Raw genomic sequence first — 13,298 nt, 5'->3', positions numbered from 1 at the left:
TCAGCGGCGCCGGGCGTACGCGGCCACGTCCAGCGGGGTCCCCACCGGACGCCGCGGCGGGGTCAGCGCGATGGGCCGGCGGAAGCCGCCGGTGCGGGCGATCTCCTGGACCGTGAGGCGCAGCGCCGCCTGGAAGTCGCCCATGGTCCGGCGGGCCGCCGGGGTGTCGACGTAGAGCGAGTTCATGTGCAGCCCGTCCGTGTCCCGCTGGAACCACGAACAGGCCCCGTTGGCGCGCGCCGACCACACGTGGGTGGCGGGCCGCCAGTCGTCGTGGCGCTCGGCGCCCGGGCACTTGCGCATGTCGATGTACGAGAAGAAGTTCACCGGGTACGGCCAGGAGCGGGCGGCGAACTCCTCGGGTGCCAGCAGCTCCCACGCCCGTACGAACGGCACGTCGAGATGCCCGATCATCTCGGTGAAGCCGGCCCGCACCGAGGTCATGACCTGCGCGAAGTCCCGGCCGGGTGAGGCGTCGAACTCGATGGGCATGGTGTTGACGAACCAGCCCACCGAGTTCGTCCAGGTTCCCCGGCCGCGTTCGCTGACCGGCATGAGGCCCCGGTAGACGCCCGGCCCGCCCGCCTCGCGCAGGCACACGGCGACGGAGGCGAGCACCCCCATGAAGGGCTTGCCGCCGGCCGTCAGGCAGGTCTTCTCGAACACCTCGGTCTCGCCGGCGTCCAGCAGCAGCGAGGCCTCGTTGACGATCGGGTACATCCGGTCCGGCTCGACACCCAGGTCGAGCGGGAAGCGGGGGAAGAACTCGCCGGCCCGGCCGATGAAGGCCTTCCAGTAGTCCAGGCGTTCGTCGCGGGCGTCGATGGACAGGTAGCGGCGGCGCTGCTGGTCGGCGAAGTCGAGATAGCTCGGGGCGGGCGGCAGCGCGATCTCGTCGCCGCGGCGCAGGGCCTCGTAGGCGGTCAGCACCTCACGGACGACGATGGGCATCGACATGCCGTCGCAGACGATGTGGTCGAAGGCCAGGTAGACCGTGGCGGAGTCCTCGCGGAGCACGGCGCCCATGATGAACAGCGGCCAGGAGAGGGTGTCGATGCTCCGCTTGAACCGTTCGACGAGGAATCCGTTCAGCAGCTCGGCGGACTCGAAGGTGCCCACGTCCCGGGGCTCGAGGGAGAGTCCTGCGGGGTCGAAGGGCTCGCAGGCCAGCTCCCCGGCCAGCCGGCGGAAGGCGCACCGCAGCACCTCGTGCCGCCGGACGAAGGACAGCAGGGACTGCGCCATGGCCTCCTCGTCCAGCGGGCCGGTCACTTCGAAGGTGACCGCGACCCAGGACGCGACCGGGTCGTCGGCCGCCCGGCTCTCCTCGGCGACGGTGAAGTGCTTGTCCTGGTTGAAGGACGCCTTCCTGCTCGCCGGATCGTCCGTGCCGCCGGCCTCCGCCGCCGTGGACCGGAGCCGCCACTCGACCACCCGGCCGGGTGCCACGTGGTGCATCTCCAGAGGAAACTGCCGCATACCGTCATCCCTTCGTCCCCCGGATCAACCCCCAGGCCCTAACGACCCCCGGCCCGGGGAAGTGACGAACCACTTGAGCCGGGCCGAGGGAGCGGGCCGGGAGACGGGGGCCGAGAGGCCCGGGATCAGAGGGAGTTGAGGTCCACGGCGTCGGCCATCGCCTTGTACCCGGCGTCGTTCATGTGGAGGCGGTCGGCGCGCAAGGCGTACTCGTCCTTGATCTTGACCTCCTTGGGGTGCGCCGGGTCGGCGGGCGCGGCGAGCACCCGGTCGAAGTCCACCACCCCGTCGTACGCGCCGCTGGTGCGGATCCAGGCGTTCACGGCCGTACGGACGTCCTCGCCGCGCTCGGTCCAGTAGGCCGAGCCGTGGAAGGGCGGGATGGTGGCGCCGATGACCTCGACCCCGCGGAGGTGGGCCTCGCGGATGAGCTGCCGGTATCCGGCGATGATCTCCTCGGCGGTGACCCTGGGGCTGGGCACGGTGCAGTGGTCGGGGGTGGGGGAGTCCGGCAGGACGATGTCGTTGGTGCCCTCCAGGAGGATGACGGTTCCCACGTCCGGGCGGCCGAGCGCGTCGCGCCGGAACCGGTCGAGGGCGCTCTCGCCGAAGCACGCAGAGTCGTTCAGGACCTGGTTCCCGCCGATGCCGGCGTTCAGCACAGGACGTGAACGGCCGTTGTCGGCCAAGCGCTTGGCGAGCTCGTCGGGGTAGCGGCGATCGGAGCCGGGGGTCGCCCCGAAGCCGTCGGTGAGGGAGTCGCCGAAGGTGACGACGGCCCTCCCGGGGCCGCTCGGACGGATGTTCTTCACGTCGACGCCGGCCAGGTAGTACCAGGAGAAGCTCGGCTGCGCGGCGGCGAAGGCGTCCGCCGCCGGGTCACGACGGTGGTCCCCGGAGGCTTTGTAGGACAGGGACATGGCGACGTTGTGGAAGGTGGCCGGACCGGTCGGGCCCTCGAAGTAGAAGGTGACGGTGAGCTGTTCGAAGGCCTTGACGGGAAGGGCCACCGGATCGCTGGAGAGCTGCCCGCCGGCCGGGACCGTGACGGACTGCGCCCCGTCGAAGCGCAGCGCACGGACCGACTCCGGCTGCACGGCGGCGCCCCCGGCGGTCCGGGCGACCGTCGCGCCGGTGAGCCGCAGCGGGGCCGTGCCGTAGGCGTTGGTCAGCCGGACGCGCAGCTCGGACCCCTCGGCGCCGACGCGGACCACCTGGCGCACGGACTCACCGGTGAAGCCCGCCTCGGACCAGTTGGGGTACCAGGGGGAGGTGGCGGGGGCCTGCGGGGAGGCGCCCCAGGCGCTGTGCCAGGGGCCGTGGGGCGCGGCGGAGGCGGGAGCGGTGGCGGTCACGGCCATGAGCGCGGCGGCCAGCGGGAGGGCGAGGACGATCTTCTTGGCAGTCATGCTCCTCTGACCCGGACGGGGGAGGGGATGTGACGGCCGAGGCCAAAGTGTCCCGCCCGGCGGACCGTCAGGGCACCAGATCGGCCATCACCGTGCGCGGCAGCGCGGGGTTGGCGGCGGCCTCATGGGCCACCCAGGAGTCCTCGTCCGCGAGCAGTGCGGTGACGGTCGCCGCCGGGAGGGCCGGATGGGCGGCGGCCAGCGGACGGGCCCTCCTGTCCGCCAGGCAGGCGAGCAGGGCCGGGCCCGTCGCGTTCGGGTGCCGGGCGACCTCCTTGAACACCCTGCGCACGGGTGGTCGATGCCCGGTCAGGTGCTCCAGCAAGGCTCCGGACGCGTCCGGGTTGGCGGCCACCGCCGAGAGGACCTGTGCCCCGTGGAGCGAGACCATCGAGCGCAGCCGGTCCTCGGACAGGCCCGGGTGCGGCGCGACGGCGCGGACCACCGCCGCATCCCGGTCCTCGGCCAGCGCGTCGCGCAACTCCGCCGGCAGATCGCGCCGCTGCGCCACGAGCATCCGTACGGCCGCATGCGGGGACGCGGCCAGTTCCGCGACCTCGCAGGGCGGGGCGGCGGCGATCCGCGGCAGCAGCGCCGGCCCGATCCGGAGCGTGGTGGCCAGCTCCACCAACACGTCGAGCGGAACCCGCGGATGCCGCGCCAGGCTCCGCCGTACGTCCTCGTCCGGGTCGGCGGCCAGGACCCGGATCAGCTCCGGCCCGATCCCGGGGTTCTGCGCGAGCGTGGCCCGGACCCCGGGCCGCGGGTCGGCGGCCGTCCGCGCGTAAACGGCCTGCGGCAGATCGGTGCGCTCGGCGAACACCCAGGTCACCGACAGTTCCGGGTCCTCGGCGAGGGCGGTCACGGCAGCAGCAGGTGTGGCCGGGTTGGCCGCCGCCGCGCCGCGCACCTCGGGATGCGGGTGCCGCGCGAGGCGGTCGGCTTCGGGTACTTCGGCGGTCCAGAGGGCCAGTTCGGTGACGACCTCCACGTCCGGGTCGGCGGCGAGGGCCGTGACGACGTCCGGGGGAAGGCCGGGGCAGGAGGCCAGTTTCCAGCGGATGTCGGGGGAGGGGTCCGCCGCGAACAGACGGGCCCACTCCGGCAGGCCGCGGCCCTCGTCGAGGAGGGCGAGGGCGGCGTAGGGCCGCGCCGCCGGGTCGACGTCGGCGGCGGTGAGGTGCCCGCCGCGGGCGAGCCCCACGGCGGTGTCCTCGTCGCGTGCGGCCAGGGTCGCCACTTGGGCGCGGCCGAGGTCGGCGCGGCCGGTCAGGGCCGCCCGGACCAGATCGTCGACCAGGTCATCGGCGGAGTCCTCGACGAGGGCCTCGGACGGGTCGGGCTCCGCCACGGCCCACGCGATCAGCCGGTCGACCAGCTCGGGCGGCAGCGCGGGATTGGCGGCGAGGCCCCACAGGACGTTGTTCACTGGCCGGCTCCGGTCTGTGGTGCGGCTGCGGCTGGCGGGGCCTCGGCCGCTACCCGCAGGACTCTCAGCCGCCGCACGTCGAACTGCGGTTTCCTTGACACCCGTTCAGCGGCTGGTCGGTTGCGGTGGGGACGATACAGCGGCAGGGCCGGGGCCACGAACGGATTTTCGTCATCGGCCGCGGCCGGGCGGTCGACTGGCCGCCGGGTGCGAACGCCGGATCGGCCGGGCCCTGATCAGCCGTCGCCGGCGCGCCGTTCCAGGGGCGTTGCTACTGCCGAGTTGCTCACACTGAAAGTCACGCTGCCGGCCCGGTAGCGGTCGTCGGACCACTCGATCGGGCGGCCGGTCGCCGTGGCGGAGACGTGCCGCTGGCGCAGCAGCGGACTGCCGCGCCGGATCGCCAGCAGCCGGGCGTCCTCGCTGCCGGCCGGGAGGGCGTCGATGAGGTGCTCGCCGTAGTGGGCGACGACCCCGGAGCCGCCCGCCAGCCGGTCCATGACGGAGCGGCAGTCCTCCGGCATGGCCTCCACCGCTGCCGCGACCCAGTCGGGGTAGGCCGTCCGCTCGACCATGGTGGGCTCCCCGTCGAGCAGGCGCAGCCGCAGTACCGCGAGGATCTCCGCACCCGGCGCCACCGCGAGCCGCTCCGCCTCCTCGACGGTCGCGGGCCGGCGGGTGCGGGAGAGGAAGCGGCCGGCGGCCTCGTGCCCGACCCCCTCGGCCCACTGGGCGAAGTTGTTCAGCTCGCCGAAGCTGTGCCGGCGCTCGTGGCGCAGAACGATCCTCCGCGCGCCCTGCCGGGAACCGATCAGCCCCTCGGAGGCGAGCGTGGCCACCGCTTGGCGGACCGTGCCGCGCGACGCGGACCAGCGGGCGGCCAGGTCGCTCTCGGAGGGCAGCTGGGAACCCACCGGGTGCTCGCCGGAGAGGATCGCCCGGCGCAGCGCATCGGCGATCTCCAGATAACGGGCCGTGCCCATGCCCTTCGCCCCCCTCGGTGCGTGCGGATCATCCCGGTCGATGCCGCACCCATGATCATTCCAACATGCCCTGTCACGACTTGTTCCGGTCATTCTCAGCTCTTCGTCGAGCCGTGCTCCCGGAGACGGGCGCCGTTCACCGTCCGTACAGCGAGCCCGGGCGAACTGGTGCCAACTTGTTCAGACAAGTGAACCCACCCTCGTCTCCGGGAGAGACCGTGCTCAGTTCCTCCGCCCGTCGCGGTGCGGCCGTACTGCTCAGCGCCGCCGTACTCACCACGCTCAGCGCGTGTGGTGCGGCACCCGACCAGAAGTCCGGCGGCGCCGGCGCCAAGACCGGCGTACAGCCGAGCGCCGCGGCCTCGGTGGCCGACTTCGGCTCGATGGAGGCCCTCGTCGCCGCCGCCCAGAAGGAGGGCAAGCTCAATGTGATCGCGCTGCCGCCGGACTGGGCGAACTACGGCGAGATCATCAAGGCCTTCGAGGCCAAGTACAAGATCAAGGTGAACAGCGAGAACCCGGACGCCTCCAGCGCCGACGAGATAGCCGCGGTCAAGTCCCGCAAGGGCCAGGACCGCGCCCCCGACGTGCTGGACCTCGGCATCGCCTTCGCCCGCAGCGGCGCCGCCGAGAAGCTCTTCGCCCCGTACAAGGTCACCGCCTGGGACAAGATCCCCGTCTCCCAGAAGGACGCCGACGCCCGCTGGTACAACGACTACGGCGGCTACGTCTCCATCGGCTGCGACGCGGCCCGCATCGCCACCTGCCCGAAGACCTTCGCCGATCTCCTCAAGCCGGAGTACAAGGGCAAGGTCGCCCTCAACGGCAACCCCACCAAGTCCGGTTCGGCCTTCGGCGGCGTCTACGCGGCCTCGCTCGCCAACAAGGGCTCCTTCGCGGACATCCAGCCGGGCATCGACTTCTTCGGACAGCTGAAGAAGAGCGGCAACTTCATTCCCGTCGAGTCCACCCCGGCCACCGTCGAGAAGGGCGAGACGCCCATCTCCATCGACTGGGACTACCTGAACGCCGGCTACGCCGAGCAGTTCAAGGGCAAGGGCGTCGACTGGAAGGTCACCGTCCCCGCCGACGGCGTCTTCGCCCAGTTCTACTCGCAGGCCATCAACGTGGACGCGCCGAACCCGGCGGCCGCCCGCCTGTGGATGGAGTTCCTCTACAGCGCCGAGGGCCAGAACCTCTGGCTCAAGGGACACGCCCGCCCGGTGCTGCTGCCCCTCATGACCGAGGACGGCACCGCCGACAAGGACGCCGTCACCAAGCTCCCGCAGGTCCAGGGCACCCCGGCCTTCCCGGCCTCCGCGGAGCTCGACCGGGCCAAGGCCACCCTCGCCGAGAAGTGGGACAAGGCACTCTCCTGATGTCCACCTCCGACTCACGCGCCGCCGGCGGCACCAGCCGCCGGCGGCGCGGCCCGCGCACCTGGCTCGCGGCCCTCCCGCTCCTCGTCTTCACCGGGCTCTGCTTCGGCATCCCGCTCGGCGCCATGGCCTTCGGTGCGGTCACCCGCACCGACCGGGCGAGCGGCGCCACCCGGCTGACCGGCGAACACCTCGCGCGCTCGCTCCAGGGGCCCTACCTCGGCTCGCTCGTCGGCAGCGTCCAGCTCTCCGCCCTCACCGCACTCGTCGGCGGAGTACTCGGCGTCGTCATCGCCCAGGCCGTGGTCACCTCCCGCTCCAAGGGCCTGCGCAGCGCGGCACTGACCGCCTCGGGCGTACTCGCCAACTTCGGCGGGGTACCGCTCGCGTTCGCCTTCATCGCCACCGTCGGCATCTCCGGAGTCGTCACCCAGCTCGCCGATCTCGGCAGCCTCGGCTGGAGCCTGTACTCCTTCACCGGCCTCACCGTGGTCTACCTGTACTTCCTGATCCCGCTGATGGTGCTGGTGATCGCCCCGGCGCTGGACGGGCTGCGTCCGCAATGGCGCGAAGCCGCTCAGAGCAGCGGGGCCACCGGATGGCAGTTCTGGCGCCACGTCGGCCTGCCGGTGCTCGCCCCCTCCCTGCTCGGCGGGTTCGTGCTGCTCTTCGGCACCGCCTTCGCCGCCCACGCCACGGCCGCGGCCCTCGTCGGCGGCTCCGTACCGCTCGTCACGCTCAAGATCGCGGACGCGCTGTCCGGGAACGTGCTCACCGGCCAGGAGAACGTGGCGCTCGCCCTGGGCCTCGACATGATCCTGATCGCCGGCCTGGTCATGGCGGTCTACCTGCCCCTCCAGCGACGGAGCGCCCGATGGCTGCGATGAACACACCCGCCCCGCCGGCCCGGGCCGTCCCGCCCGGCGAGCTCCGGGCGGACGACCGCACGGACGGGCCCGCGCGAGGCAACTCCCCGGTCCCGGTCCCGGCCCCCGCTTCCGCCCCGCCGGCCCGGCAGGGCCGAGGCGCCCGCCGCCCCGGGATCTGGCGCGGAGCCGTCCTCGCCCTGGCCGGCGTCTACTTCCTCGGCCCGCTCCTCGCCTCCTTCGTGTTCACCGTGCACGTGCCCGGCCGGGGAATCACCTTCGAGGCGTACGGCGAACTGCTCTCCGCCGACGGCTTCACCGAGAGCCTGCTGCTCTCCCTCGGCCTCGCCGCCGCCACCATCGCACTGTCGCTGCTGCTCGCGGTGCCCGCGCTGGTGGCCGTACGCATCGGCTCCCCGCGGCTGCGCCCGGTCGTCGAGGTGATGTGCATGCTGCCGTTGGTGGTGCCGCCGATCGCCCTGGTCACCGGAATAACCACCGTGCTGCGCTGGGGACCGGAACACCTGTCGCGGACCCCGCTCTACCAGACCTTCATCGCCGTCCAGAACGAGAAGTTCCCCGTCGTCCTGGTCCTCGCCTACACCGTCCTGGCGCTGCCCTTCGTCTACCGCTCACTCGACGCGGGCATGCGCGCCGTCGACGTGCCGACGCTGGCCGAGGCCGCCCGCAGCTGCGGCGCGAGCTGGCCGTACGTCGTCCTGCGCGTGCTCCTGCCGAACCTGCGGGCCTCGCTCGCCGGCGCCGCCTTCCTCACCCTGGCCCTGGTGCTCGGGGAGTTCACCATCGCCTCCCTCCTGGGGTTCCGGCCGTTCGCCGTGTGGATCGTCTCGATCTCCGGAGCCCAGGCCCGCATGTCGGTGGCCGTCTCCATCCTCAGCCTCCTCATCACCTGGCTGCTGCTGATCGCCCTTTCACGGGCGGGGACCGCCCCCGCCACCGCCGCGGCCGCCCCCGCCACCCCCTCCCGCAAGGAGTCCTGACCCCCATGCCCACCACCCTCCCCGCGGCCGGGAAGCCGGCGGACGCCACCGAGCCCGCGGACCGCACCGAGCCGACGGGCGGCGCACGCGTCGAATTCCGCGGCCTGCGCAGGGCGTTCGGCTCCGCCGTCGCCCTCGACGGCCTCGACCTGACCGTCGAGCCCGGCGAGTTCCTGGCCCTGCTCGGCCCGTCGGGCTGCGGAAAGACCACCGCCCTGCGCGTCGTCGCCGGCTTCGAGCAGCCCGACTCCGGTGAAGTCCTCGTCGACGGACAGGACATCACCCGGGTCCCGGCCAACCGCCGCGACGCCGGCATGGTCTTCCAGTCGTACAGCCTCTTCCCCCACCTCAACGCCCGCGACAACGTCGCCTTCGGACTACGCGTACGCAAGGTCGGGGCGGCGCAGCGCCGCGAACGGGCCGCCGAACTGCTCGACCTGGTCGGCCTCCCCGACCACGGCGACCGCTACCCGCACCAGATGTCGGGCGGCCAGCAGCAGCGCGTCGCGCTCGCCCGCGCGCTGGCCCTGCGCCCGAGGGTGCTGCTGCTCGACGAGCCGCTCTCCGCGCTGGACGCCAAGGTGCGGTCGAACCTGCGCGAGGAGATCCGCCGGCTCCAGCTCTCCCTCGGCATCACCACCGTGTTCGTCACGCACGACCAGGAGGAGGCGCTGTCGATGGCCGACCGGGTCGCCGTCCTGAACGCCGGCAGGCTGGAGCAGTGCGCGGCCCCGGCCGAGCTGTACGACCGCCCCGCGACCCCCTTCGTCGCCGAGTTCGTCGGCACCATGAACCGGCTGCCCGGGCGGCTCGCCGGCTCGGGCCTGGTGGAGGTCGCGGGAGCGCGCCTGCCGGTGGACGGCCCGGTGCCGCCGACGCCGGACGTGGAGGTCCTCGTACGACCCGAGAACGTGACGGCGACCGCCGACGCGCAGGGCACGGCCACCGTGGTCTCCGCCTCCTTCTTCGGCTCCGTGACCAGGCTCCACCTGGAACTGCCCGGCGGGGTACCGGTCAAGGCGGACCTGCCCTCGCGGGACGCCGGAGCCCTGGTGCCCGGTGCGCGGGCCGCCGTGGGACTGGCCGAGCGGCCGGTGCTCGTCCTGGCCAGGTCCGTGTGAGCGCCCTCGCCGCGGTCCTGTTCGACATGGACGGCACCCTCGTCGACACCGAGGGGCTGTGGTGGCGGGCCACCGAGGAGGTGGCCGACGGCCTCGGCCACCGGCTCACCGACGCGGACGCGCCCGAGGTGGTCGGCCGCGCGGTGGAGGACACCGCCGCCCACCTCGTACGGGTCTCGGGAGGGGGAGACCCGTACGAGGTGGGCGCGGCCCTCACCGACACCTTCTTCCGCCGGGTGGAGGCGGGGGCGCCGATGCGGCCCGGCGCCCAGCGGCTGCTGACCGCGCTCACGGCGCAGGGCGTGCCCTTCGCCCTGGTCAGCGCCTCCCCGCGGGTGGTCGTGGACTCGGTGGTCGGGGGCTCGCTGGCCCATGTCCCCTTCGCCTTCACCCTGTCCGCCGACGACACGGCCCGGACCAAGCCGCACCCGGACCCGTACCGGGCGGCCGCCGGACGGCTGGGCCTCGTACCGCAGGCGTGCGTGGCGGTGGAGGACTCGCCGGACGGCGCCGCCTCCGCGGAGGCGGCCGGCTGCGGGGTCCTGGTCGTGCCTTCGCTGCTGGCCGTCCCCGCCTCACCGAAGCGGGTCTTCGCCCGCTCCCTGGAGGAGGCCACCCCCGAACTCCTCAGGAGCTGCCTGCCGGCTACCCACTGAAAGGTCGCTTCTCTTGGTCAGCCGTCCTGCCGTCGCCCGAGCAAACGGCCCTGTTCCTGCTTCAGGCCTGCGAACCCGTTCCGCGCGTACGCGGCTATCTCCTCACTGGGGAAGGGCACCACGGACAGGTGCTCGTCATAGCTCCCCTGCTCCCACCGGGCGGCCGTGATCTCGTAGCCGGAAACGTGTGCGCACAGCTGGAGCAGAATCGGCGGCATCTCTGGTTCGCTCACGAGGTCAGCGCGCTTGATGACCAGGTCGCGCATCGCCTGAATGTTCGGGAGGAAGACGGTCCTGACCCACAACCGCCACTCGGCGAGTTCCTCGTCGGAAGGGGGTATCTCATGCACGAAGGGCGACCTGCCGTCAGGACGAGCGTTGCGCTCCATGAACGCGCCGAAGATGCGGCTGTTGGCTTCCGTGAGGGCGAACAGCGGTCCGTAGAAGTCGCTGAGCTGCCGGTTCAAGCGAGCGAGGCGTTCTTGGCGCTGCGACAGGCGCAAGCCGTTGATGTACGTGGCTCCATAGCCGACGAACGCCAGCACGATGGTGACGACTGCTGTGATCATGGGAGGCGATGTTAGTGAGCATCACCTCCTTTGGTTGACCTGCGGCAGCAGATCAGGGTCGACGCGATCCGGGCGAAGGCCAGGAGGTGCTCGGCCTTGCGTGCGTACCGGCGCTGGAGTCGGCGGCGTCCGGCGAACCAGGAGGACCGGAAAAGGTTCGACGGGTGGGGGGGCGGCCATGCCTAGGGTGGGCGGATGAACGGGATACAGATCGTCCCCGACCAGGGCGAGTGGCGGGGTGGGTTCGAGGAGCGGGTGCTGGCCGGGTACCGGGCTGCGGGGTGCTCGGAGCCGCTGGCCCGGGCCCTGCTGGAACGGGCCGTGGAGGACATCGACGGCTGGACGGTCGCCACGGACGGCACCGGATGGATCGCCGTCGGGGTGACGCAGGACAACGGTGCGACCGTGGGCCGGATCCATGACCTGACGGCGCCGCGGGGGCGCGAGTGGGCCGAGCGGTGGTGCGCCGAGCACGGAGCGCAGCGGGTGGAGGTCCGGCTCACCGGCGGAGCGGGGGCGTTCGCCGACTACCCCGTACGGAGACAGATCCGGATGCGTGCCACGGCCGAACGGCCGGAGCTGCCGCCGGGCCTGACGGTCCGCCCGCTCACCGAGGAGGAGTACCCGGCCTGGTACGCCGCCGAGGAGGCCGGGTACATCGCGGACATCGTCAGGTCCGGAGTCCTGACCCCGGAGCAGGCCAAGGCGAAGTCCGACCAGGACTTCGCCCGTTACCTCCCGCAGGGATACCTGACCCCCGGCCACGCCTTCTACGTGATGGAGGCCCACGGCCGGGCGGTCGGCGCCGGCTGGGTGAACCACGGCTTCCTTCCGGGCGTGACCTTCGGCTTCTCGCTGGAGGTGTACGAGGAGCAGCGCGGCAAGGGATACGGCCGGGCCGCGATGGCCGTCGGCGAGTGGGCCGCCCGGCAGGGCGGCGACGAGGCGATGATGTTCAACGTCTTCGGCGGCAACGAGGTCGCGATGAGCCTGTACGACAGCACCGGCTTCGCCGTACTGGACGAGTACCGCTCGATCGGCCTCTAGGCCGGGAAGGCATTGCGGTGGGGTGGTCGGGCCGCCGTTCGAAGGGGTCCGACCACCCCCGCCCGGCCCGATCGGCAACACACCCCTGGGGATCCGGGTCGGCGACGTCCTCAGGAACCGCCGGCGCGGAAGGCCGTGGCGCGGACGGTGGTGCCGCAGAGCGCGAACTGCCCGCCGTCGTCGGGCGAAACCTGGAGCCCGCCGCCTCCCACGCCCAGCACGATCGAGGGCGCGACGGTCGGCTCTGCTCCGGAGGCGCAGTACCCGTCGGCCTCCCCGAGCACCGGGGTGAAGGTGAGCTGGGTCCAGGCCCGGCCGCCGACCTGCAGCTCCACGGGGCGCGCCTGGCCCTGAGGGACCACGTTCAGGGGCCTGTTGCGGTCCGGCGAGCCCTGACCGGCGAGGGCGACGGTGGGGAACCCCTTCAGGGAGCACGCCTCCGGACCTTCGTTGATCAAGGTGATCCGCACCCGGCTGCCGCGGATCTGCTGCGCGCTGTCCGCGAGGAGCTGTGTGTTCGTGCAGGGCGGGGCGGGTGCCCGCAGCCCGTCCGGCTGCTGCGCCGCGGCGCCGTGACCCGCGGCCAGCAACAGGCCGCAGGTCACGGCGCCCGTCGCGAGCCAGAGGGTCGTGGCCCTGGCCACGCCTGCCTGCGTTGTGCCGTTCATGCGGTCTCCTCACGGTCCGCAGGACGCCCGCTCACGCCGGGCCACATCTCCTCCCAGCCTGGCACCACCGCTGCCCGACGGCACCCGTAACGCTCTGACCTGGAGGGCAGGACACCCCTAGGAGGCCGGCAGGCCGAGGATCTCGAGGATGCCCTCCGCGTAGGCGGCGGGTCCCGAGCCGGGGGCCGCGGTGAGTTCGCGGCGGAAGCCGACGGTGCCGGTGCGGATGAAGGCGACGCACTGCCCGTGCAGCCCGGCCTCGTGGGTGCCGCCGTCGTCCACCGTGCACAGCAGGGCCAGCAGCGTCCACAGCAGTGCCTCGCGGGTCGCCTGCCGAGGCGGCTGCGCGGCCCACACGGCCATCAGCACGGCGCACACCGCCGGAGCGGGCGGTTTCAGGTTCTCCGCGAAGAAGACGTGGCCCTCCAGCGCGTGGAACGCGGCCGGATGGCCCTCGGCGGCATCCCGCACGGCGGCCACCAGGTGGCCCGCCGAACGGCCGCAGCCGCATTCCGTCGAATCCCAGTCGTGCCGGGCGATCTCCGCCTCCACCGCGTCCGGAACCAGCGGACTGCGCGCCGCCGCGCCCTGGCGCAGCAGAGCACGCTGCTGCTTCTCGCTCCCCCTCATGGGGCACAGTATGAGCCCAGGGCCGACCGCTCTGCGAGGGGGGTCGGAACCGGATCACCAG

General features: G+C 72.8%; 13 protein-coding genes. 6 read left to right on the top strand and 7 right to left on the bottom strand.

Translation table 11 applies throughout. The features are described 5' to 3' along the window. The 4 genes from OG332_RS04690 to OG332_RS04675 all read right to left on the bottom strand — a co-directional run bounded on the left by OG332_RS04690 (position 1) and on the right by OG332_RS04675 (position 5,300). Complete coding sequence (locus OG332_RS04690) at positions 1 to 1,479, bottom strand: condensation domain-containing protein (protein ID WP_327412234.1); 1,479 nt, start codon at positions 1,477 to 1,479, stop codon at positions 1 to 3. A gap of 125 nt (positions 1,480 to 1,604) precedes the next feature. Continuing rightward, complete coding sequence (locus tag OG332_RS04685) at positions 1,605 to 2,888, bottom strand: SGNH/GDSL hydrolase family protein (protein ID WP_327412233.1); 1,284 nt, start codon at positions 2,886 to 2,888, stop codon at positions 1,605 to 1,607. Positions 2,889 to 2,955: 67 nt separating this feature from the next. After that, positions 2,956 to 4,317 carry a hypothetical protein gene (locus OG332_RS04680; RefSeq protein ID WP_327412232.1) on the bottom strand — a complete coding sequence of 454 codons (1,362 nt, stop codon included), beginning with the start codon at positions 4,315 to 4,317 and terminating at the stop codon, positions 2,956 to 2,958. 236 nt (positions 4,318 to 4,553) lie between these two features. Then, on the bottom strand, positions 4,554 to 5,300 hold the full coding sequence (locus tag OG332_RS04675) for a GntR family transcriptional regulator (RefSeq protein ID WP_327412231.1): 747 nt from the start codon (positions 5,298 to 5,300) through the stop codon (positions 4,554 to 4,556). Between the two features lie 218 nt (positions 5,301 to 5,518). On the opposite strand from OG332_RS04675, the gene OG332_RS04670 reads away from it, so the two are divergent. Genes OG332_RS04670 through OG332_RS04650 form a run of 5 tightly spaced genes read left to right on the top strand, consistent with a single transcriptional unit; the run spans position 5,519 to position 10,323 of the window. Then, positions 5,519 to 6,679 (top strand): ABC transporter substrate-binding protein, encoded by a 1,161-nt coding sequence (locus OG332_RS04670; protein WP_442816105.1) that lies wholly within the window; start codon positions 5,519 to 5,521, stop codon positions 6,677 to 6,679. After that, a complete protein-coding gene (locus OG332_RS04665; protein ID WP_327412230.1) occupies positions 6,679 to 7,566 on the top strand; it encodes an ABC transporter permease in 888 nt (295 codons plus the stop codon). Before OG332_RS04670 ends, OG332_RS04665 begins: the two co-directional genes overlap by 1 nt. After that, complete coding sequence (locus OG332_RS04660) at positions 7,554 to 8,546, top strand: ABC transporter permease (protein WP_327412229.1); 993 nt, start codon at positions 7,554 to 7,556, stop codon at positions 8,544 to 8,546. The genes OG332_RS04665 and OG332_RS04660 overlap by 13 nt, the downstream gene beginning before the upstream one ends. 5 nt (positions 8,547 to 8,551) lie before the next feature. Beyond that, entirely contained in the window at positions 8,552 to 9,667 is a 1,116-nt protein-coding gene (locus tag OG332_RS04655; RefSeq protein ID WP_327412228.1) for an ABC transporter ATP-binding protein, read from the top strand. Further along, positions 9,664 to 10,323: an HAD family hydrolase gene (locus tag OG332_RS04650; protein WP_327412227.1), complete on the top strand. Its 660-nt coding sequence runs from the start codon at positions 9,664 to 9,666 to the stop codon at positions 10,321 to 10,323. The genes OG332_RS04655 and OG332_RS04650 overlap by 4 nt, the downstream gene beginning before the upstream one ends. A gap of 17 nt (positions 10,324 to 10,340) precedes the next feature. Here OG332_RS04650 and OG332_RS04645 read toward each other — a convergent pair whose 3' ends face one another. Further along, entirely contained in the window at positions 10,341 to 10,892 is a 552-nt protein-coding gene (locus OG332_RS04645) for a hypothetical protein (protein WP_327412226.1), read from the bottom strand. A 195-nt stretch (positions 10,893 to 11,087) separates the two neighbouring features. Here OG332_RS04645 and OG332_RS04640 point away from each other — a divergent pair, with 195 nt between their 5' ends. After that, positions 11,088 to 11,939 (top strand): GNAT family N-acetyltransferase, encoded by an 852-nt coding sequence (locus tag OG332_RS04640; protein ID WP_327412225.1) that lies wholly within the window; start codon positions 11,088 to 11,090, stop codon positions 11,937 to 11,939. 110 nt (positions 11,940 to 12,049) lie between these two features. Here OG332_RS04640 and OG332_RS04635 read toward each other — a convergent pair whose 3' ends face one another. Together OG332_RS04635 and OG332_RS04630 are read right to left on the bottom strand one after the other, a co-directional pair. Continuing rightward, positions 12,050 to 12,607 carry a DUF4232 domain-containing protein gene (locus OG332_RS04635; RefSeq protein ID WP_327412224.1) on the bottom strand — a complete coding sequence of 186 codons (558 nt, stop codon included), beginning with the start codon at positions 12,605 to 12,607 and terminating at the stop codon, positions 12,050 to 12,052. A 117-nt stretch (positions 12,608 to 12,724) separates the two neighbouring features. Continuing rightward, a complete protein-coding gene (locus tag OG332_RS04630; protein ID WP_327412223.1) occupies positions 12,725 to 13,237 on the bottom strand; it encodes a hypothetical protein in 513 nt (170 codons plus the stop codon). Between the last annotated feature and the right edge of the window lie 61 nt (positions 13,238 to 13,298).

Origin of the sequence: Streptomyces sp. NBC_01233 (assembly GCF_035989305.1) — a bacterium.
GTDB lineage: Bacteria > Actinomycetota > Actinomycetes > Streptomycetales > Streptomycetaceae > Streptomyces.
The sequence above is the reverse complement of the archived record's forward strand: the minus strand, read 5'-3'. Positions and strand labels throughout refer to the sequence as shown.

Excerpts from the sequence above, each read along its gene's own strand:
- OG332_RS04685 (WP_327412233.1), bottom strand. The coding sequence starts at position 2,888 with ATGACTGCCAAGAAGATCGTCCTCGCCCTCCCGCTGGCCGCCGCGCTC.
- OG332_RS04645 (WP_327412226.1), bottom strand. The coding sequence starts at position 10,892 with ATGATCACAGCAGTCGTCACCATCGTGCTGGCGTTCGTCGGCTATGGA.
- OG332_RS04635 (WP_327412224.1), bottom strand. The coding sequence starts at position 12,607 with ATGAACGGCACAACGCAGGCAGGCGTGGCCAGGGCCACGACCCTCTGG.
- OG332_RS04630 (WP_327412223.1), bottom strand. The coding sequence starts at position 13,237 with ATGAGGGGGAGCGAGAAGCAGCAGCGTGCTCTGCTGCGCCAGGGCGCG.
- OG332_RS04640 (WP_327412225.1), top strand. The coding sequence starts at position 11,088 with ATGAACGGGATACAGATCGTCCCCGACCAGGGCGAGTGGCGGGGTGGG.
- OG332_RS04690 (WP_327412234.1), bottom strand. The coding sequence starts at position 1,479 with ATGCGGCAGTTTCCTCTGGAGATGCACCACGTGGCACCCGGCCGGGTG.
- OG332_RS04660 (WP_327412229.1), top strand. The coding sequence starts at position 7,554 with ATGGCTGCGATGAACACACCCGCCCCGCCGGCCCGGGCCGTCCCGCCC.
- OG332_RS04675 (WP_327412231.1), bottom strand. The coding sequence starts at position 5,300 with ATGGGCACGGCCCGTTATCTGGAGATCGCCGATGCGCTGCGCCGGGCG.
- OG332_RS04655 (WP_327412228.1), top strand. The coding sequence starts at position 8,552 with ATGCCCACCACCCTCCCCGCGGCCGGGAAGCCGGCGGACGCCACCGAG.
- OG332_RS04665 (WP_327412230.1), top strand. The coding sequence starts at position 6,679 with ATGTCCACCTCCGACTCACGCGCCGCCGGCGGCACCAGCCGCCGGCGG.